This is a genomic window from Paenibacillus hubeiensis, from assembly GCF_032334105.1.
GTDB classification, from domain to species: Bacteria; Bacillota; Bacilli; order Paenibacillales; family Paenibacillaceae; genus Paenibacillus; species Paenibacillus hubeiensis.
In genome coordinates, this window is the sequence record NZ_JAVYAE020000019.1 from 35,506 (window position 1) to 56,417 (window position 20,912).

The 20,912-nt window shown below is 44.2% G+C and carries 22 protein-coding genes; all 22 read left to right on the forward strand.

Annotated features, from left to right (window positions below; all coding sequences use genetic code 11):
• Window positions 1–2 precede the first annotated feature (2 nt).
• The 22 genes from RSX24_RS28970 (at window position 3) to RSX24_RS29075 (ending at window position 20,880) form a co-directional block, all read left to right on the forward strand.
• On the forward strand, window positions 3–2,075 hold the full coding sequence (locus RSX24_RS28970; RefSeq protein WP_343262542.1) for a hypothetical protein: 2,073 nt from the start codon (window positions 3–5) through the stop codon (window positions 2,073–2,075).
• A gap of 19 nt (window positions 2,076–2,094) precedes the next feature.
• Window positions 2,095–2,556, forward strand: coding sequence for an ABC transporter permease (locus RSX24_RS28975; protein WP_343262543.1), 462 nt, complete (start codon window positions 2,095–2,097; stop codon window positions 2,554–2,556).
• 65 nt (window positions 2,557–2,621) lie between these two features.
• A complete protein-coding gene (locus RSX24_RS28980) occupies window positions 2,622–2,999 on the forward strand; it encodes a hypothetical protein (RefSeq protein WP_343262544.1) in 378 nt (125 codons plus the stop codon).
• A 14-nt stretch (window positions 3,000–3,013) separates the two neighbouring features.
• Window positions 3,014–3,571 (forward strand): hypothetical protein, encoded by a 558-nt coding sequence (locus RSX24_RS28985; protein WP_343262545.1) that lies wholly within the window; start codon window positions 3,014–3,016, stop codon window positions 3,569–3,571.
• Window positions 3,558–4,544 carry a hypothetical protein gene (locus tag RSX24_RS28990; RefSeq protein WP_343262546.1) on the forward strand — a complete coding sequence of 329 codons (987 nt, stop codon included), beginning with the start codon at window positions 3,558–3,560 and terminating at the stop codon, window positions 4,542–4,544. The genes RSX24_RS28985 and RSX24_RS28990 overlap by 14 nt, the downstream gene beginning before the upstream one ends.
• Window positions 4,545–4,591: 47 nt before the next feature.
• The gene (locus tag RSX24_RS28995; protein ID WP_343262547.1) at window positions 4,592–4,738 is read left to right on the forward strand and encodes a hypothetical protein; all 147 of its coding nucleotides are present in this window, start codon (window positions 4,592–4,594) and stop codon (window positions 4,736–4,738) included.
• 334 nt (window positions 4,739–5,072) lie between these two features.
• Window positions 5,073–5,309 (forward strand): hypothetical protein, encoded by a 237-nt coding sequence (locus RSX24_RS29000; RefSeq protein WP_343262548.1) that lies wholly within the window; start codon window positions 5,073–5,075, stop codon window positions 5,307–5,309.
• Window positions 5,310–5,372: 63 nt separating this feature from the next.
• Complete coding sequence (locus RSX24_RS29005) at window positions 5,373–6,323, forward strand: copper amine oxidase N-terminal domain-containing protein (protein ID WP_343262549.1); 951 nt, start codon at window positions 5,373–5,375, stop codon at window positions 6,321–6,323.
• Window positions 6,324–6,338: 15 nt separating this feature from the next.
• Entirely contained in the window at window positions 6,339–9,659 is a 3,321-nt protein-coding gene (locus tag RSX24_RS29010; RefSeq protein ID WP_343262550.1) for a DUF5704 domain-containing protein, read from the forward strand.
• A gap of 50 nt (window positions 9,660–9,709) precedes the next feature.
• Entirely contained in the window at window positions 9,710–10,840 is a 1,131-nt protein-coding gene (locus RSX24_RS29015) for a WxL protein peptidoglycan domain-containing protein (protein ID WP_343262551.1), read from the forward strand.
• Window positions 10,841–10,927: 87 nt separating this feature from the next.
• A complete protein-coding gene (locus RSX24_RS29020) occupies window positions 10,928–11,500 on the forward strand; it encodes a WxL domain-containing protein (RefSeq protein WP_343262552.1) in 573 nt (190 codons plus the stop codon).
• A 12-nt stretch (window positions 11,501–11,512) separates the two neighbouring features.
• Complete coding sequence (locus RSX24_RS29025) at window positions 11,513–14,680, forward strand: OmpL47-type beta-barrel domain-containing protein (protein WP_343262553.1); 3,168 nt, start codon at window positions 11,513–11,515, stop codon at window positions 14,678–14,680.
• A 147-nt stretch (window positions 14,681–14,827) separates the two neighbouring features.
• Window positions 14,828–15,124, forward strand: a complete 297-nt coding sequence (locus tag RSX24_RS29030) for a helix-turn-helix domain-containing protein (protein WP_343262554.1) — start codon at window positions 14,828–14,830, stop codon at window positions 15,122–15,124.
• A gap of 6 nt (window positions 15,125–15,130) precedes the next feature.
• Window positions 15,131–16,252 (forward strand): toprim domain-containing protein, encoded by a 1,122-nt coding sequence (locus tag RSX24_RS29035; RefSeq protein ID WP_343262555.1) that lies wholly within the window; start codon window positions 15,131–15,133, stop codon window positions 16,250–16,252.
• 77 nt (window positions 16,253–16,329) lie between these two features.
• A complete protein-coding gene (locus RSX24_RS29040) occupies window positions 16,330–16,542 on the forward strand; it encodes a hypothetical protein (RefSeq protein ID WP_343262556.1) in 213 nt (70 codons plus the stop codon).
• Between the two features lie 30 nt (window positions 16,543–16,572).
• On the forward strand, window positions 16,573–16,884 hold the full coding sequence (locus RSX24_RS29045) for a hypothetical protein (protein WP_343262557.1): 312 nt from the start codon (window positions 16,573–16,575) through the stop codon (window positions 16,882–16,884).
• Window positions 16,885–16,888: 4 nt separating this feature from the next.
• Entirely contained in the window at window positions 16,889–17,260 is a 372-nt protein-coding gene (locus tag RSX24_RS29050) for a YhjD family protein (protein ID WP_343262558.1), read from the forward strand.
• A gap of 34 nt (window positions 17,261–17,294) precedes the next feature.
• Window positions 17,295–17,849 carry a hypothetical protein gene (locus RSX24_RS29055; protein ID WP_343262559.1) on the forward strand — a complete coding sequence of 185 codons (555 nt, stop codon included), beginning with the start codon at window positions 17,295–17,297 and terminating at the stop codon, window positions 17,847–17,849.
• An 85-nt stretch (window positions 17,850–17,934) separates the two neighbouring features.
• Complete coding sequence (locus tag RSX24_RS29060; protein ID WP_343262560.1) at window positions 17,935–18,456, forward strand: hypothetical protein; 522 nt, start codon at window positions 17,935–17,937, stop codon at window positions 18,454–18,456.
• Window positions 18,457–18,472: 16 nt separating this feature from the next.
• Window positions 18,473–19,921: a GGDEF domain-containing protein gene (locus tag RSX24_RS29065; protein WP_343262561.1), complete on the forward strand. Its 1,449-nt coding sequence runs from the start codon at window positions 18,473–18,475 to the stop codon at window positions 19,919–19,921.
• A gap of 39 nt (window positions 19,922–19,960) precedes the next feature.
• The gene (locus RSX24_RS29070; protein ID WP_343262562.1) at window positions 19,961–20,464 is read left to right on the forward strand and encodes a hypothetical protein; all 504 of its coding nucleotides are present in this window, start codon (window positions 19,961–19,963) and stop codon (window positions 20,462–20,464) included.
• A 128-nt stretch (window positions 20,465–20,592) separates the two neighbouring features.
• Window positions 20,593–20,880, forward strand: a complete 288-nt coding sequence (locus RSX24_RS29075) for a hypothetical protein (RefSeq protein ID WP_343262563.1) — start codon at window positions 20,593–20,595, stop codon at window positions 20,878–20,880.
• Window positions 20,881–20,912 lie beyond the last annotated feature (32 nt).

The window sequence follows — 20,912 nt, forward strand, 5'->3', positions numbered from 1 at the left end:
TCATGAAAATTCTTTTTATCATTCTCCTCTCCATCTTGGTAGTTTCGGCAATTCCATTGATCTTCTATTTCGTGAAGTCCAGGAAAGACCAGAAAAAAACTGTTGATCTGTTTCACGCAAACCGTGTGCGAAAACGAACCAACGCTAAAATGATGGTATTTTATCAAAAATCGTATGACCGATTTTCAAATATACCCATTCTCCGAAATCAACTTGCCAGCATTCGGAAAAGGCTGTCGTTGATCAATACGTATGACGAATTCACTATTCGTAAAGAAACCATGCGGATTACATTTTGGATTCTCGGTTCCATCTTTGTCGGAATCACCGTCATCGCCATTGTGAGCTGGAACCTGATTGCCATCATGATTGCGATCGCTGTAGCTATTGTGGCGAACGGCATGCTGATTACGGTATTTGTGAACAAGGTGGAGGATCGATTACTCAAACAGTTTGCGGACTTCTTGGAAGAAAATCGTCATGAGTATCAGGAGTCACGGCGGGTAGATGACGCCATGTATGACGCAGCTCAAATTGCGCCTCATACCATCAAGCTGCAGGCAGAAAAGATTCATGAGGTCATTTCCTCGGAGGATCCACAACGCAAACTGAGTGAATATTATGCGGTTGCGCCAAATCGATATTTGAAAATTTTTGCGGGCGTTGCCCACATGGTCATGGAGTATGGTGACAAACCCTTGGCCAAGGGATCAATGTACCTGGCGACCATCACTAAATTCGTACAACAAATTAGATATGATCTGCTTCGCAGAAGGCTATTGAGTTACAAATTGCAAGGACTGACCATGATTGCTTTATCACCGATCTTGTTATCCTTTCCGGTACGAAAATGGTCGGAAACCTATTTTCCGATAACCGCAGATTTTTACAGTAGTCGAATCGGATACATCATCTTAATTCTCATTTTTGCCTCATCCATTATCAGTTACATGTTCATCCGAAAAGTCGGTGAGCTGGATGAGGACAAAATGAAAGGTTCTTCTCCGGAAAAACAATGGGAAAAGAAAGTATATTCCTGGCCGTGGGCCAAGGCGATCATTGATCGGGTCGTTCCCGAACGCCACACCAGAGCCCATTACAGACTGACCAGGCTTCTGAAAGAATCAAACTCGCCACTAACAAAAGAGTGGTTTTATATACAACGATTGACGGTGGGTTTGGCCAGTTTTATCACCGTTGTCATCCTGTGCGTTTTCTTACACTACAATGCCATACATCAAATTATGACGAGCCCCACGGCAGGACAACAAAACGTGATGGGGACGTTATCAGGCGATGAACTTCAAGAAGCGAATCAACGAACAGCAGCTGACAACGAAATAATGAACTATTTTAAGGAGGTGAACGTAAATTTCAGGGATCTGAAGGATCGTTCCAGGGAGGACTTGATTCAGATTATTCAGTCCAGGACCGGCATTAACATGAACGCAGCTGAGCTTGAACAGGCAGCAGAGCGAATCCTTACGAAAATGGAATCGATTCAAAGCGAGTATTTCAAATGGTGGGAATTATTGATAGCTATTGGAGTCGCGATTATCGCCTATTACATACCGCTATGGATTCTCCTATTCAAGCGGCGCATGCGGGCGATGGAGATGCAAAATGAGGTTGATCAGTTCCACACGTTAATTTCAATCCTCATGCAGTTCGATCGGATGTCGGTAGATACCGTCCTGGAATGGATGGAACGCTTTAGCGTCATCTTTAAGACACCTTTACGTCGAGCTGTTCTGAACTATGAAAGTGGCGCTGAGCAAGCATTGCAGGCTTTACGGGAAGAAGCACCTTTTGAATCCTTTGATCGTATTGTCAAACGCTTAATCCGTGCTAGTGAAAAAGTTTCGGTCGCGGAATCATTTGCTGACTTGGAAATGGAGCAGGAATACTACGCGAAGGATAAAGAGGATAAGCTTACCCGATTGATTTCGCAAAAAGCCATCTTGGGACAAGCCATCGGCTTTGTTCCAACGACATTACTGATCTTTTTGTACTTAGTTTTCCCAATGCTCTACATGACATTACAGAGTATGTCATCCGTTAACCAACTTTTTTAGAAAAAGGAGAATCTTATCGATGCTTGAGAACGTACCAACGTGGCTAAAGGTCACCGGGGGAATCTTTTTAACTGTACTGTTAATCACCTTTGTTGTCGGTTTTGTCATGTTCGCTATGGACAAGAGTCAAGAGGGGAGAGAAGAAGTTACAGGTGTCTTCAATAACCTGACAGATGCAAAATACACCATGTATTCCGGAGGATACAACTCCGGCAGCGAAGTGATTAATGCGATTCGTCAATATTCAAATAAACCTCAATTCGGAATCAAAGTCATCACAGGTAAAGGTGACACTTCCTTCTACGGGAACACATTCCAAGAGGACGGAACCGTATCATCGACGGACAAAATTACGGATTATAGCAAAGCGGAAGATCCATCTTCTCCCGCATACATTAACCTTTCTGGAAACTTCGAACCGAAAATCGTTCGAGATGCTAACTCAGTAGTCAGAGGAATCATCTTCACACAACGGAAGTAAGGAACTTCAGGAGTTTCCCTTCTCAGCAGAATGAGAAGGGAAACTCAAGAAAGGAGCGATACCCTTTGAATGAAAGTACAAGTGATTATTTCTATTACGCTGCCTGGATCATGCTTTTCTTAATTGCCCTGGGAACAGCATCAACGGATATCAGCATCCAGCAGCGAGCTCAACAGTCCATGCAAGAAGCGGCCGCCGTCGATCACCGGTTATTTACCACATTCGGATCGGTCGAAGAAGAGACTTACAGCGGTGCAGAGGTACTGCAAAGCATCCAGCGTATACAGGACATTGGGGCGAACATCCAGGTCGAGGGAGTCACTTTTCCGAAATACCTGGATATCGATGATGCAGATGTCTCGATGATTAATCTACGAAAGTCGTATAAGGTGCAGTATGTGCGAGACGCGAAAGGAACAGTTACTACTATCATTTTTACATAAGGAGGAGGGCATGATTGAATGGTTCCGCATTGTCAAAGATCTTTGCATCAATTCTAGCCATCATACTTTTGTTTATTTATCCCCTGTATCAGAGCATGGAACGGCAGGATGATCGATCGCAAATGGTTGTCCAAAAGTCAGTCACCCGGTTTGTGGATGCGGTCCGTACCAAAGGATACGTGACACCGACCATGTACAAGCAATTTAATGAAGAGATAGCGGCTACCGGCAATGTGTTTGATATTGAAATGGTTCACGAACACAAACTTTACATCCCTGTATATCGGGATCCAGCAGATCCAAGTACGTTCGAAGGTAAATATGTCACAGATTATAGTAATTTCTACACAAACGACATCATGAAGGTCATGTTTCCAGATTCGACGGAGCCCGATCAAAGTGAAACTAGACGATATCACTTGGAAGTTGGCGATTTCTTTACGGTAACCATTAAAAACAAAAATCGAACCCCGGCAACCCATCTGCAAGATATGTTGCTGGCCGGAAGCACGGGCGATAACACCAAAATTTTTGTTCCGTACGGTGGGATGGTAATTAATGAAGACGACTAACCTGGCAATCATATTTCTTCTCATTGTCGTTCCGTTTTATATCATTTTGGATATGCGAACTTCAGATCAGAAACTGGTTAACCGGCTAGAGGCACAGTATTCCGCAGCGTTACATACGGCTGTCCAAGATGCAGCCTTTGCCTTGAATCAAAATGAGTATCAGGAGAATGAAGCTTCCTATCAATCCAGCAAGTATTTCGCTGCAAATAAGGAAGCAGCCATTGAAACGTTTTGGAAAACCATGAACCTTAATTTCGGGGCAGGGGAGGATCCTGTAGCCCAGGGAGCTCTGGCCGCATACGTTCCGGTTGTAGCCGTTACAGACTATAACGGATTCCATATCTACGCATTTACGGAGTACACGGACGCGGTAGGGAACAAAGTCTATAAACACGAATGGAAGCCAGAGAAGCCTTATGCCTATAGCGATCAGGCCGGGAATAGCATTAATTTTACCCTGGACAGCTATGTAACCGTGTATGAGGCAAGCACAGGCACCTGGCTGAAGGGTTACCGTCAGGAGCTGGAAGGACTTACGGATATCGCATTACTGAATGATGCGGAGCAGTTTGATGAGATGCGGCGCAGAACCATTGTGAATGCCGTTCAGAAAGATGTGGCCTATTTCATCAATCAACATAACAAGTTCGCGCTGCGGCTTGGCAGTTACTATGACTTTAAAATCCCGCTGATTCCCAATGAGGAGTGGACAAACAGTGTAGATGACATTGGAATTATGGCTTTCATCCAAGGCTTGCCGGTGGGGCACCAGTTCTATAATAACTACGCATTTGGTAGTGGCCGAATCGTAAAAAAGAATGTCATTTATGGAGCAGTCGAAGAACGTACGGGCTTGAAATACTATTATCGCAGTAATTATCCGCTGAACATGCGCGTTGAGGAGACGTTCGCTTCAGAAAAGGACGCTGCAGCTGCAGGATACATGCCCGCAAAAGGACTCAACGCCAGATAGCTGCTAGTGGGATCTGTGCCGATTAAGCAAAAGGAGCTGATGATTTAATGAAATATGAATCTAATCCAGCCAATCAAACCAGAGCAGGAAAAACAAAAAGCATACTACGAATGCAGGATCTTCTAAAGGTCAGGGCGCAAGATTCAAAAATCATTAAGGCTGCCTGGCAACTACAGTTGAAAGAAAAACCATAAAAAATCGGCACAGATCCGAAAAGCAACGAATCAAAGCAATGTTGCCTTCCGACCCTGCCGGAAGCCTGCGACCTTCTATGTCACTTGCCGCGACTTGGACCAGCGTATCATGGCCCTTGAAATCGTCAAGGATTTGCCGCTGTGCGTTCCTCCTTGACGATTAAGTTCAACTACTCCGGCAGCGTCTTCGCCGCTTGGCGGAGCCTCCAGTTGAACTACGGGCGAAGCCTGTTATGAATGGTTATTCGGCATGATAAGCTTGTGCCAAGCGGCAAGCATAACGGTCGCCACCGATCATATTTGATACCACACACCGAAGAAAGGACGAAAACCAATGGAAGCAGAAATTATTGTTCGTATTACTAAAGAAGGTTGGACCGAAACACTGAAAGTGGACGGCAAGGAGTTTAACAAATCCTACGTCAAAACGAGTACCGGATCGGAAGGGGAACAGATCTGTTGGGAGGATGATCCCCAAGTTCCGGAGATGGCCTATCCAGCGTTTGATGAGTTAACGATAGGCTGTCAGGAAGCGATGCACGTCCTCCGATCGTTCGATGAAGATTGTTAACTGCAGGTATTGGAATTACCGATAAATATAGGGACTATTAATTTTTGAGGGGAGACATTTCTAATGAAGATGAAACAAGTATTGTTGACAGTTGTAGCAGGGGCGATGATGTTCACGGCGGTAGGGTTTGGTGGATCTGCGGCAAATGCTGCAGCGACACCAAAGCAAGTCGAAGTTTTGCTGAACACGGTGAAAATGAAGTTTCCGGATGCGAAACCATTCCAGGATGGCCAAGGCAGTGTTATGGTCCCGATCCGTTTTGTTTCAGAAGCCCTGGGAGCGAAGGTGACGTATTCCAAGACCGGCAAAGTGTCCAAGGTAGGCATCAAGTCGAAGGATCATACCGTGGATATGACGATCGGCCAGACGACAGCGATCGTTGATGGTCAGAAGAAGGACTATGGCACGCAAATTATCTTGAAACAGAACAGGACATTCGTTCCGCTGCGACTGGTCAGTGAAGGACTCGGCCAGAAAGTAGAATGGGACAAAATCGATCGTTGGGTTTGGATCGGAAACAAGGATTTCCGAAGCACAGATGACAAGGCATTCAAGCTTACAAAGCTGAGTGATTTTAAAGCATATACACAAACAGTAACGCAATTTAATAACCCTACAGGAGAAAAATTTTCGGCAGTAAAAATTATCAAACAAAGTGATTTGCCGTTGCAATTAGGGGATGGGCAAATTCTGTATAGCTTAAATGTAGGTGAAAGCAAAGGGCAAGCTGTTTTAGAGATTCGTAGTAGTGAAAGAGGAAATCCAATTGCTTTCCTTGTGAAAAATAGCTTTGCAAGAGGTCGTCAAGCTTCGGATATTTTGTTTGAAAATAACGGTGATAAAACAGGAATGAATCGTTACCCTGTTCAAAGTGGAGTTGATGTTTTCCAAAATGGAGATTTTGTTGATAACTACGACTACACAAAATTTCAAATCAAACAAGCAGACTATATTCTGCTGAAAGATGACAAGTTAAGAGAATATGCAGTAGCCATTGAAAATCCATTTAAGTAAGGTAAATGACCTCATATGAAAAAGAAAAAAGGGATCAGCGCTATTCTCAGCGCAATAATCATATTGTCGTCGGTATTAACTATTTTCACATTTCGAACGGGACAGGCAGAAGCGATCGGTTTCAATCGACTCTTCCAAGATCCAGATAAACCCAATGTCTATTATTTTGTGGGCATGGTCTACTACGAAGTCTGGCGGAATGCATCAGGAACTTGGACTGGAGATGGATTTAAGCCGAAACAAACAGTTCCCAGGGTTGACGGAGGACCTTATGAATTTGAGTTTGGCAGTAGTCGGAAAATAAAAAGCATTGATGTATCGGTGTACAAATTTGATTGGAAATATGCAGATGAGACCTTCGACACTTCAAGAACAGGAGAGCTGGCATCCAACAGAAAACCTTATTATCAAGAAGCAACCTCGCTTAGGAGTTATTCTTTAGATAAAAGTAATGTTACTGGGATAGGCACTAACAAAGGTAGTTTGAATGTCTACGTTGTGAACGGTTATCTTGATGCTTCGAATCCGGTAGACAGGAAATTTGAAGAAGAACAAAAGGGGCAAGTATTTGCTCCTGGAGTTCTTGGTTTTCGCTACTTCTTTCCAACCTTGTTTACCATTGAACTTGAACCCGACGAAGGTAAAGCCATCATTCAGCACTGGACAACAACAGGCCAAAGGTTAAATGGAGTCGAACATTTCGTTGATTGGGAAGAAAAACTGGAAAAGGACAACGATTATAACTTCATTCATACTGATCCAGGAAACAACTACACGTATGCAGGATATAAAAAAAGCACGGTGGCGCCGCCTTCGGGCGGTAGACCAAGTGGGGGAGACCCAGGTAATTTCAAATACAACGGGACTTATCCTGTATATTACTTGAATTTCTATTATGAACCGAAAGGCGGTACAACCATCCCAGAAACACCGAGGCCGGGTCTGGTATGTACCAAACCAGAACCTGGTCGTACTTTGGAAGGCAAGTACATGGATCCGGCTGCAACGGGAGTCATCAAGGCTGACGCACGAGGAAATGAACCCTTTGATGTGTTGAAGGGCATACCAACTTCAGAAAGCTTATATGGCAATGTCTTCAGTAAAGATTATTTGGTGCAGAACAAGTTCGTGGAGATGTCGGGCACATGCACCTACACCGTTGTTGTCGAACAGAACTGGACATTGACTTGGATGGATGGCAGATCGGTTCCTTTGCCAAATGGTGGTTCGACTACCGTCTATGATATACCACGATCCGAGCCGGACGTGAGACGGCCATCATACCAAGTGGTTCGGCCTTACTCATACTGGACGATCGACGAATTGAGTGTCTACAACATCAAGAAAGCAACGTTGATGCAGTATGCCTTTTCCGGAAATCAGATCACCATTGAACCTACCGGATATGAACCACCAGAGTTTCAAGCTGAAACGACCGGAAATTTCTACCCAGCCGACAACCCGAGTCCAGTTCCTGGTCCTTCACGGACCAAAGATGGAGGTACAAGTCGACCATCCATGGATGAAGAGAATTTACAAAGCGTGGCTGAAGCAGCTATTCCAGATGTACAGGTTGAAAATGACTCGTTGATCTTTAAAGGGCAGACGATCATGAATAAACAGCGTGTGGCCAAACGTGGACCGCAGCCTGGGAACATCCCGGCACCAGGAGAGATCGGAAAAGATGTGTTATACAGCCCGTATAATTACATTCCATCTAACAAGGTCAACAAGAAAGATGAGGTCAGCACGGGTAAAATCGAATTTATTATGGCTCCAGGCAGCATTAATACTGAAGAAGAGGAGCTAGAGTATGATATCAATGGTCTTAACACCGTAACCGTTCATACACCGGTGGTTAACTATTCGTCGGTGTCAGACGATCAGCCGCACAATCAGAAGACCAAGCCCAATATGAGTCGGTCAGCGCTGATCTTGAATAGACCATTCATCGTCCGGATCCCAACGTCCGGTCAGCACTTAGATGTGGCGCAGTATCCAGGGTATGGTAACAGGGATTATGCGAAGTATTTCCGGACCAAACAAGTGAGGTTCCCGTTCGACGTATACAATGAGTCAAAAAGCCAACTGATCCCCAAAGATACCTGGATTGATATTCCGGTGAACCAATTGGATACGACATTCCAGTTGCCAGTTTGGGTCGATGAAGGTGACTACCAGGTATATTTCCGGAACATTGCTGAAAATGCACCAGAAGGATACAGCTATGAACAAGATGCTAACCTGGATCTGGCGAACCATGCTGCAGTCGATCAGGTGAGTGTTGAAGTTATTGGAAGGTTGTATGATTTCCACATCACGGACATTGCTGATTACAACTGGGAACGAGTCTTCCGGACATACAGCGGAAGCAAGGACTCTACGGGCCTAAGCTACTGGGTTGGACAAAACGGCATCGATGGAGATCCGCGGGGAAATACCGAACCATATACGCTGCCAATTCGGGCAGGAAGTAACCCATTGACAGGAATGAAAAATGTAGCTGTTAAGCAAGGCTATCATTTTAAATTTGACTTCAAGACCATGGGGAACATGTTTGGTACCAAAGATGGAATTCGTATAACACCGACATTCACATACGTTAGCAAAAATGGTGGGACTCCTATTCCGGTGGATCTGTACTACAAAACCAATGATCAGCCATTCGTAAAAATCGGATCTACGGAAGATAAGGTTAAGCGTTATGTCATCTTGAATGAGCGCTTACGTAACGTACCGCAAGGAGATATCAAAAACGCGGGATACTGGCGGTATGATCAATACCTAACCGCAAACCAGCAAGCTGGTACCGATCGAGATCTCTATATGCGAGATTACGTGCTCAAGTACACGAAGAAACCAACTCCGGTTGGTGGATACTCTCAGCTGCTGCTTCCGGAACAGCTCAAGACACTGATCGGACCGAAGGAGATCCCTTCCAACGCAACGGTCACTCCGGAGCGAGCGAATGCATCCATACAGCAGTGGTATGGGGAGTACAGCATTCCTGCAGACAGCTATGTGGTAGCAAAGGGAACGGACTTGGCCGAGTATGGTCGGCTCCATGGAGGCTTGACGGACAAATCACCGATCTTCCTGAAAGACGGGTATATCGTGGTCAACTTCGATATTGAGTCGATCCAGAACGGAAACCTGCAGGAGCCGCACCTTCAGTACATCAACGCACCTTTGATGAATCAATGGAGACTGGAAGGCTACCGGCCGAACATCCTGGATTCGTTCATGCATGTGTTCAATCTTCGTGATGGGGACATCGTGTTCTATAATGCAGACCAGTCCAGCCGCGATGATTTCAGCGCACAAGCTCCACACTAAAAATTCGGGGCAGGATGTCTGCCCCGCCCCTTTACAGGAAGGAGAACGGAATGAATTTTTTCGGAAAATATAGCTTACTCTTATTTTTTTTCGCTCTTTTTTCGATTTTCACGCTGCAGACGCAGGCAAATGCAGAATCCAATGTGGATTTTCTGCTCTCGCCAGTCAAAGAAGTGGAGCAATCCAGTGGATATTATCGGGACCAGGTTAACGGTGGGGAAACGAAACAATACACGTTCTACGTTGAAAATCTCATCAAGAAACCGATTGACCTATGGATTTATCCTGCTGATGCAGCGCCTATGGTCAACGGCGGAAAGAGCTACACGCTGAAGGGCGAGAAAAACACTTCGGTAGGATCTTGGATATCGCCTTCCAAAGAACAGAAGATCCATCTCAAGCCCAACGAAAAGAAGAAATACGTGTATTCAGTAAAGGTGCCCAAGGACCTGAAGCCTGGCGAATATGTCGGAGGGATTGTAGCTGAACAAATTCCGGATGAAGAGGCAAGTCCATCGCAAGCTCAAAATAAAGCCGTTCTGTTAATTGAACGGATCCCGCGCATCGGGGTTCAGATCGTGATGGAAAAGCAGAAAGAACTTGCCGTTCAGGACATGAGCATCGATGACTTCAAACACAGTTACATCAGTAACGGGTATTCACAGCTAACGATCAAACTAACCAACACAGGAACGGTTTTGCAACGGCCAAGCGGACTGATTATGATCCGCGATGCTAACGGTAAAGGGATATTTAGCGAATCGTATGACGCTGCAGCGAACGAAAAGTCGATCTATGCCGGCAAGACCGCTGATATGGTCTATTACGTCAAGGACCAGATCCTTTGGCCAGGCGAGTATTCGGCCTACTTCGAGGCCAACTTTAACGGCAAAAAGGTGTCCAGGACGTTCAATTTCACCGTCACCGAAGCGGATGTGAAAAAAGCCCAGGAAAGCTTGAGTAACGCCGGACTATTGCAGGTAAGGGGTCGACTTCTCGATTGGCTCAAGGAACATCCATGGGCCATTGTAATCGGCGCTGTAATGGTGATCCTCATCTTGGCAACATTGTTCTTATTCCTAATCTTGTTGCTCAAACGAAAAAAGAAAGAGGATGAGGAAGAACAGGCACGTCAGCGCGCAGCACGCCAAGTCGTTCACACAACACCTCAAGACTCATGATCCTTTTTCATGAAGGGGGTGGTTCCCATGTGATCTTTATCAGCAGCTTATTCGTTCAAGTCAAAATCATAAAAGGGATGTGAACACATGAAACGCTTATGGGTTTCTGCAGTGCTGGCTCTTGCCCTGGCACTGCCGGCCGCGGCCTCCGCAGAGGACATGGAAAAAGAGGTTCAGGTTAACGGAGGGAACCTGATCGTCACGCAGTCAAAACTGGATTTTTCGGACATTACGCTTTCTGTCCGGCAGCAGCAAAAATCCCAGGCTGTGGCGACTACCCGGGTCATTGATGATCGCGGGAATGGCAATGGGTGGACCATCAGCCAGTCGGCGACTGATTTCGTGACAACTCTGGATGGACAAGAATTCTATATTCCAATTGACGCGGTGAGGGTAACCGCTACCTTGAAGAATACGATCTCGGGAATTCCGCTTGATTTTAGTCAGGGTGGCCATATTGCTCAAGATCAAGTGTTGTCCCATCAACCAACACCACTTTTTTCAGCAGATGTGAGCACAGGGCAGGGGGCATACGATTTTGATCTCCAATACACCTTGTCATTGCCCCAGATCATTAAGACCAAAGATGGTAAAGAAATTGGTGTTGTTGCCGGCACGTACCGATCTACATTTACAACTACTGCGACATCAGGAATTTAAGGGGTGAGAATTTTGGAAAACCAGAAAAAAGAGAAGAAGAAATACTCTATTCGAATAGGGTGGAAAAGAAGTTTGATTGTCACACTGGTGATCGCGCTCATCGCGGGAGGATATTCCTTTACGAGATTTGGCCCCAAAGCTCAAGCCGCAGAGTTTGTTAATTTAACCAAGTGGAACACCTATTATTCTCCAGCGGCCAAAGAGGTTACAATAACCGCGGAACTTTCTGATGGGACTTCTGTATATATCCCTCCTAGTTATTACGTGATGGGTTATTTTCCTCCCTACTCCGTATCTCCGGTAGGGGCAAAAAAATATAGACAATATTCTGGAACTTATGGAGGAAAATATACTCCCGAAGGAGCTTCCTATATAACGGATTCAGGAGATCTTTATATGGGTGACACTGTATTTGCTTCGGGGGTCAAAGACTATGTTTCTGTGATGGATAGGCATTTTATTTTATACACCAATGGTACAGTTAAAGCGTTCGGTAAAGGTTCTTCTGGAGAACTTGGAGTAGGTTCTGCACAAGATAGAACTGCACCTACGTATGTGGTTGATCCTATTACGGGGGAACCATTGCAAGGGATTAAGAAAATTTTCATATGGAACCAAAATGAAAATACCCCAGGGGTTTTGCTGGTAGGAGACGGAAAAGTGTATGCTATCGGTTATATCTTTAAACAGAATAGTTTCACCAATGCTAAACCGATAGATGTTACTTCAAGTTTTCCATCTTTTAGTTCGGCGGAGGACTTCGAGTTAAAGTATCTCGAAGGTGTCGATTATACACGAGATGGGGTCTATCTTAATTCATCCACGTTAACTACGGTTTCTCAGGCCAGAAGAATTTTCATTATAAACGGAAGTAAATATTCATTGACGAATTTCTTCGCTGCGGATCAAACAAATATTGAAGAACAGAATGCTGCGACTTCGTTAATTAAACTTCCTGACTCTTTTAATCCTGAGAATGTCAAAAGACTGGCTACAACGTATAAGTATTTGAACACATCAACAGGAGCGTACACTTATTACAAGGACTCTCGCAGTACACTGTACTATAGTTTAGATAATGGGGTGCTTACTTACTGGGGTACTCCGTTTAACTCATATGGGAAAATGCCTACAACCTTCGATGCAAAAGTCCAAACGGCATCTACAGGCGTCAGTGCTGTTACGGGGCATAATAGTGGGACTCTTTGGTTCATTAAAAACAAGTATCTCTATGCATTGGGGTCCAACCAAAATGACATTTCCGGAGTCGCGGGAGGGACGCTCTCAACGCCGACATTGATTACAGGACCCGCTAATGAGATTGATGGTAATGTAGTGGCTTTCGAAACATCAGCATCGGGAAGATGGGTCCTTACTGAAAACGGAGAATTAATTGGTTTCCAATCGGGAAATCAAGGTTGGAAAAAGATGGACAAGAAATATCTTTCTATTTTCTCACATAGCACTTCGGCCTATGGGGAACAAAAAGTATTTGGAATAACAGAAGATTTTGAGCTTTACAATCTAACGGACATTTCATCTCCACCTAACCTGGTAGGCCCTATACCAAAGATTGCTCCAGCTGAGTATGTGGCACCGATTACTGCTCCGAATAAACCTGTTATAAGTGTTACTGGACAAGATAAGTTTAATCAGAACATTGTGTCTGTAGACTTTGGTACAGCTGGAAACATCGCCACTAAGCAATACCAAATCAATGGCGGCAGATGGATCGATTACACCGGAGATATTGTGGTAACGCAGAGTGGTTCGGTTACTGTTCAGGCACGATCTGCAGACCATAAAGGTAACATCAGTGAAGTTGGCGAACTGGCCTTTACCAGTGATCCGATTGTGATAACAAGCGGACATCCAACGATCGACAAAGTTACGGCTGATGAGTTTAAAATCAGCGCGGAAGCTACCGGGAACATTAAAGTCCAAGTCAAAGTGGACGGTGATTCGTGGCAAGACTTTAACGTGGCAAATCACCTGCTTCTGACACCTGGTGATCATAAAATCGAAGTGAGATTGCTCAATGATCGGGATCAAGAGCTGATCAACAAAACGTTTAATGTGACAGCAGATAATCCGGCACCAGTAGTGGTCGGAAAACCGATCGTCACGCAGAAAGGACTCAATAACCAATACGGCCTGGATATTGAGATTTCCTACGATGCTTCTCAAGGGGAAGCGCTATATTCTATTGATGGTGGCGAATGGATTACAACCACAGGATCGTTCAGCGTGTCCAACGCAGCTCATACTATTCGAGCAAAAGTGGTCACAACTGACGGTAAAGAGAGCGAAGTTACCGAGTTTGTAACTACACCATCTCAACCTAAAATTACAGTCAATGCAGACCAGGTTTCCATTGATCTGGGCATCAACACGAGTGAGGTCACTGTGCATTACAAAGACAGCAATAATCAATGGGTAGAGTATACTGGACCGGTTAGCTACGGGCCTGGTACCTATAATATCGAGATCGAGGTAAGAGATCGCAATACTGGCACGCCAGTCTTTACGGGAGGTCCATACACAGTAACCGTAATGGATCCAAACGCCGGCAATCCAGGTAATGGGGGTACAACACCTACTCCGGATCCGGGAACTGGTACGCCTATTGGCCAAGAGGATGTTGATTTTACTGTATTCAGTGGAGGACTCAGCTCACGCTTTGAGGGAGCGGATCTCTCGACAATCATCATCGACAACACAAACCCTTACCAATCCATTAATTCGGTCAGCCGCGCTTTGATCGAGGACAGCCGAGGGAACGGGAAAGGATATCAATACAGCTTGGATGTGACCGATTTCGTATCCGACCCAATGCAGGACAACTCCACCAATTCGCAAAGCCTGGTTGTCAGCATTCCGGCAAATTCCTTGTCAGTGGATGTACTCAGCACAAAGACAATCACCGGCCCAGCAGCAGAGCTTTCAAACGTGGGTAAGCATGTCTTCACGGGAACAGGTCCTGAAATGCTGGCAACTGCTAAAGCGTTCGAAGGTATGGGGTACGTCGAAATTCCGCTCAACTTTACGCTCAGTATTCCGGATCGAGTCAAAATTATCTCTTCCGGATCTGGAAGTAAATTTGTACCCGGTGAATCTACAGGTCTGATGGCTGGTATTTACAAGTCTAAGTTCACATTTACACTCTCTTCAGGTATTTAATCATCTTCATCTTGGAGGGGCTGATATAGCCCTTCCAAGAATATAAACCAAGATGATAACTTGAATAATTACTCAAGTATAACTTGAATGATTATTCAAGTTTCGATACAATAAGTACATTAGGATACATAGGTAGGAGGAGAAAAAGTGATTGGTGATTTTGTAAAAAAGAAGAGGGTTGAAATGAAATTCACCCAGGAAGAGCTGGCTGAAAAGGCCAAGATGAATCCCACATATTTAAGTAAATTGGAGCGTGGCCAACTGATCACGCCGCCATCCGAGGAAGTCATGTTCGCATTAGCGGAAGCGTTAGAAGAAGATCCGTATGAACTGATGGTGAAGGCCGGTAGGGTGCCGTCCGAGTTCATTTACCTGATTCTAAATGATGAAAATGTGTATCGCTATCTGAAGCGTAAACTTGAGGAGCAGAAAAAGAAGGGATGAATTTCAATGCGTTTTGAAACAGAGTACATCGATGAGTTGCTGGCCAAAGCAGATCTGACTGAAATTATGAGGCTTCACGGCGTCCAAGTACGCTTGGGAGCCGGTCAAAACAATTTTTATGTTGCAGACTTTTGTTGTGGGAAAAAGGACTTTGACAATGGCCGTATTAAAAAGGAGACACAAACGTTTTTATGTGAAGCTTGTAAGACCGGCGGTAACGCTATTCATTTCTTACGTAACGTTGAAGGCTATTCCTTTTACAAGGCTGTTGAGTACATTGCAGAGTTCACGAATACTCCGCTGCCTGAACCCAAAAAGGAATCTGCAGAAAGCAAACGCAAGCAAGAAGCTCTTAAATTGGCCGTATCCTTTTTCCAAGAACAAAACAATTTCGATTATTTTTTGTCCAGGGGCATCTCTAAAGAGGTGCTAGAGAAGCATAAAGCGGGGTACGCGCCTGGCGGGAGAGAGTTACGCAGTTATCTGATGGGGAAGGGATTTTCCAAAGAAGAGCTCATTCAGTTTAAACTCATTCACCCAAAGAACGGTTTAGATACGATGTACTACCGTGCAATCGTTCCGATCATCCAGGATGGAAAAATCATCGATATTTACGGCCGTGCAACAAGAGACGATAAGGCTGGCGTTAAACACTTCTATTTGTATGGAAATGTCCCGTTTCTTGGTGGGTATGATCACCTGGAGCCTAACAAGATGGTGACGGTTTTTGAATCGTACATCGATCAGCTGGTAGCGGAAACCCATGGATATACAAACGGGACCAATGCTGGAGGAGCATCAAAATTCGCTTCCGAACATGTCCGGTTGTTGAAGAGAAAGAATCCAGAACGGACGGTATTCGTGTATGACGGCGATAAGGCAGGCAGGGAAGGAGCTCTAGCTGCAGCGGATCTATTATCAAAAGAGAAGGTTGAAACCTTTATCGGTTATCTTCCTGAAGGCGAGGATCCGGCGGAAATTTTGTCCCAGGAAGGTCAGATGGCATTCAAAGAAAAAGTGGATATTTGGACATATGAAAAAGCGAAAATGTATGCTCTCTTGGACCAATACTCGATCGCTGATATTGAGGCATACCTGAACGATGTGCGGTCAGGACGCGGAATGTAAATAATTGATGGTCCAAAATTCCTCTTAAATGGACCATATATTTGACCGGAGGGACCACAAGGGAGGAGGGGATTGTTTTGAAGAGGCACCGGATCGAGGTATCGCAGCCCGTGAAATCAAAATTCACTCAAATAAAAAAGATCCATCGGTTTACCACGGAAACGGAAGCTGCTGCCTTTTTGCTGGCCTTGTATGAAAAGGTACTGGAGAAAGGTGATATTCCAATGAAGGAGTACAGCAAATTGAAAGAGCGTGCTCAAGAAATTGATCGTCAACAAATCTTACTGTAGCGTTCATCATTAATACTGGAGGTGGTCTAATTGCAGACAGAAATAACAATTCAAGATTGCCCGCTGGCGCTTCAAAACGAAGTGGATCTTCGTATAAATATGAACCCCAATGCTAAAGTTCTCACGGTTCAAAAATGGGGCGGTGGCATCACAGATGATTGGGAACATAAATACGCCGTATGGATTGAATCCGGAAGCACTTTTGAAATCTGTAGGCTATATCAAGGGCGGCAAGGAAATGATGACTTCTCGATGAAACATGATAGTGTCAATGCGGGCGAAATCATCGAGTTTGCAAGCTATAGTGAATTCTTGCAACGATTCTTGAAGATCCGGAGGTAAGGTGATGATGATTAGTGATGATGACCATCAACTGGTCAAAAAATATTTGGAGTTGCCAGTAATCCTGGATGTCCTTGAGTTGAATATCAAAAAAATGAAAGCTGCTAATTTGACGCTTGCACCTGTTTTCCTTTTATACTTCACGAGTCTTCAGGAGTCCCTGTTTCATGAAATGAATGATTGCAAGCATCAAATGCGGAAACGGGGTATCAAAATCCTATCAAACATTAGAAATGAAGATCGTGTAACAGCAACATACCTATGTAGAGGTTACCAGCAAGATATTATGTTGCTTGGGGGGAAGATCAAGGCAGATGCCGAGGAGAAATTGGCTGAAATGATGGGGCTAGACATTAAGAATATTGTTCGTGAATGAAAAGTTCATATTGAGAACAAGGGGAGGAAGTATCGTGTTTAATTGGTTATCATCGATCGTATCGACATTCACCACCAGAAGGAAATATTACCTGTTCGTATTTATCGCAAATTGGGTTGTGTTTGGTCTGATCAACATCATCAGTACAGCCAGTTCGTTTCCTGAGCTTGCTCAAAGTTACCCGTTAGGTACTGTATTCATATGGTCCATGTTAGTGACCACGTTTCTGGTCTATCGGGGGAAGCAGCTATTCCTTTGGAATATGATCCCGATTGTTCTGTATACCGGGTATGCTCTACTTGATGCCGGATACGAAACGGAGGAATCAGAGACCCATATGGTTGAGGGTGGTTGGGACCTGTCTTTAAATATGGTGATTGCCGGCATCGTAGGATTTTTCGTCTTTAGTATAGTAATGCAATTGATTTCTTTCTTGAAAAACAGAAATGAACGGGTAGCTGAAGAAGTAACGGTTCCCCAAATCGAAAGTGATGATGACGTTGATGAAGAGGAGGATGTCGATACAGAAGACTATTCATCTAATAATCCATATACACCTGTGAGCTCCGACGATCCACGCTGGAGATAATGCAGAAGCTTTAAGAAAAGACATTTATATAAATTGATATATTTCGTATAACAACCTTAGAACAAGCATGTAATGGGGGGGTAATATGTGGCAACCAGTCGTTCAAGGCATCTTGCTGTTAATTGTTGTACTTGGAGCTGCAGCAGCGGTTTTTGATGCATTGAGGTTTAAAAAAAGGATTACGAATACTTTTCCTATTCATCCGAAAGATTCATTGTCTCCTGAACAGCAAGATCATCTGAAAACATTAATCCGGGACGACGAAAAGCAACAGCAGCGGAGGTTGAGTAGGTACATGGCTAAAGCAGATGCTTTGGTCAGAACGGACCAGTACGGATCATTACACCCGCTAAGCTTGGTGTCATTAGAAGATATGATTGAAGGTCAGTTACGGAAAATTTCACTGCTGAAATATCTTCAGCGTTCCGTAGAGTTGAACCAGGTCGGTTACAAAGAGAGCACTATTCTTGAATACTATTTCGTTCATAATTCGAAGATCATCATTTATGGTGAAGAGCCAGCTGAAGAACGGATCCGCGGTGAAGTCATTCAAATTCCGGAAGAAGGCTGGGTGGAAATTCGGTCAGGCATCAGATTTTTTACATAAAGGAGTTGGAATCAATTTGAATCACTCTATCAGCATAATTTCATTTTCAATACTGCTTGTCATCAGCTTATTGACCATAATTCTGTATCAACGTTGGCGGAGCAAATCGTATTTCATCTTGGCCATGGCCTTTGGGGTAACATCAATCATTCCATTAACGTATTTCCTGGCTGCCTACTGTGAGCTTCAAATTGCACCAGGGATCCTGCAACTGTTACTCGTCAGTAGTACAGTTCAAATGACAGCACTCTTCCTATATCTGCAGGGGAAACGTAAGAAAGAACAGCAATGGAGTTTTATTGCGGTAGGAGTCGCATTTCTCCTTCAGATCACTGCTTGGGTTACCGGGATTGATCTCCTGGCCACGGTAGCCGGTCTCGGGTTTATCGGTTTCTTCACCTATATGCTGGTTCCATTGTTACCGCGAAAACAATATTTCTATGTTGTGGCCGGTATGGCTGGAGCAGCATTCGTGGCCAACACGCTTTCGACATTGATGGATCAACATTGGCTCTTGCAAGTTTCTTTGCTAGGAATCCTTTTATCTCAAGTCGGGATGCTGCTTATTTTCTTCCACCGCATTGCGGATCTGATTCAGGCAGCTTCACACCAATCGGTTACTGATGGACTTACTGGACTATTCAATAAGACCTATTTCATTGCCAAGGTTCAAGAAGCGATGGCCAGTCCAAACCCGCCTGCTGTGATTTTTGCTGATATTGATGATTTTAAAAGACTCAATGATACCGAAGGGCATCTCGTAGGAGATAAGATCCTGAAAAAGATTGGACAGATCTGGAACGAGCTCACAGCCGATCTTGGACTAGCAGCTCGATATGGGGGAGAAGAGACTACGGCTTTAATTACAGATCACAGAGCAGATCCGCAACGTATAGCTGAACGATTCAGGGCCAGAGTCGAAGAGGAAACCAGGTTCATACATCCCGTTACTGTAAGCGTGGGGGTGGCCACGTATCAGGGAGATGTGGAGAGTGCTGAGAAGTTCATCAAGCAAGCAGACAATGCTATGTACGTTTCGAAGTATTCAGGCAAGAACCAAGTCACCTTGTACAGCGAACACATGGAAAGTCTTCCGGATAAAACTGAAGAGATCACACAAGAGGAAGTCAGCATAACCGCAGAAGTCATCCCTATTGATATTGCAATGGAAGAGCTTCATGAAAATGATGAAAGTACAGAAACATTCGTACTAGTAGAACAAGAGCAACCGGACCCGATCGAAATTCCCGTTGATCCCGGCCCGCAGGAACCGGCTAAAGAAGATACTGTTGAATCCGATGAGCAGAAAGAGTTGAATGTTCAAAACAATGAATCCTTTGGCCCTGCTGTACAGAGTCCTGAAGACATCAAACAAGTAGAAGAAATCATTGAGCCGACAATTGCTGGCGCCGACAAAGCGGCTACGGGTAATCCGTTTTCATTATTCAAAAACAAATTCAATTGATGCAAGGGAAAACTATACCTGCGAGTACAGGAAGGGAAAATGACCATGCGTAAATGGGAGTATATGAACAATGATGGGAAACACATTATTAACGACGATCATGGTGTGTTGGTAGCACTAGTATGTGATGAGGATACTGCTATTGACATTGTATACCACCATCAAGATAACGATCAGCTTCGTAAGAAGCTTTTAGAGGCACAAAAGGAAATCAAACAGCTGCAAGACTTTTTAAACGGCAAGGATTACACCATAACCCGAATGAGATCACAAAATGAGGAACTAGCAGGGTTGGGGTTGCAACAGGCTGAGGAAATCACCAGGTTACAACTAATGATAGACAAGCAAATTTTGAAACAATTATTTATTGTAGAAATGTGGGATACCATCCCCCTAGTATCTATCCGTGCGGGTGAATACGAAAAAATTTTAGAAGAATCGGAAAAGTGCGCTATTGAAACAGAGAAGCATTCTGTTAAAGTTACTCCCATCGAAGAGGTAGATGGATATAAGATCGTACTTACTAAAGCTGAGGAAAAATAAATACGAATATGTTTAGATTTAATTGGAAATTTAAACTGTCGATTCCAGCATAAAATCCGAATACCCCTAAAGTAAAACAGCAATTAAAGATCCACTTTCCAAGTACTAAGTAAGAGGAGGTCCTGCCTATGAAAATAAGTGCGAGTATTCGCAAGCTAACCACGGCTAGCTACGATTTTACTGATACTGTTGTCCTTTACACAGAAGGATGGGAAGATAAAATTTTTACTTATATCATTATTTCGGCCCGTAACAAGGGTGTACACATTGTAGAATCCCGACATATCAGAATTTTTAAAAAGCCTCGAAAGATGATGCTAGTGATAGCTCGGTGGTTGATTAATAGGGAAATGAAGAAGTTAAAACCCCAGCTTAAAGCATGGGGCGTTCACGACCCAAAATATCCATGGAAATAAAAATGACTCTTTATGGTTCTTCAAACAATGGA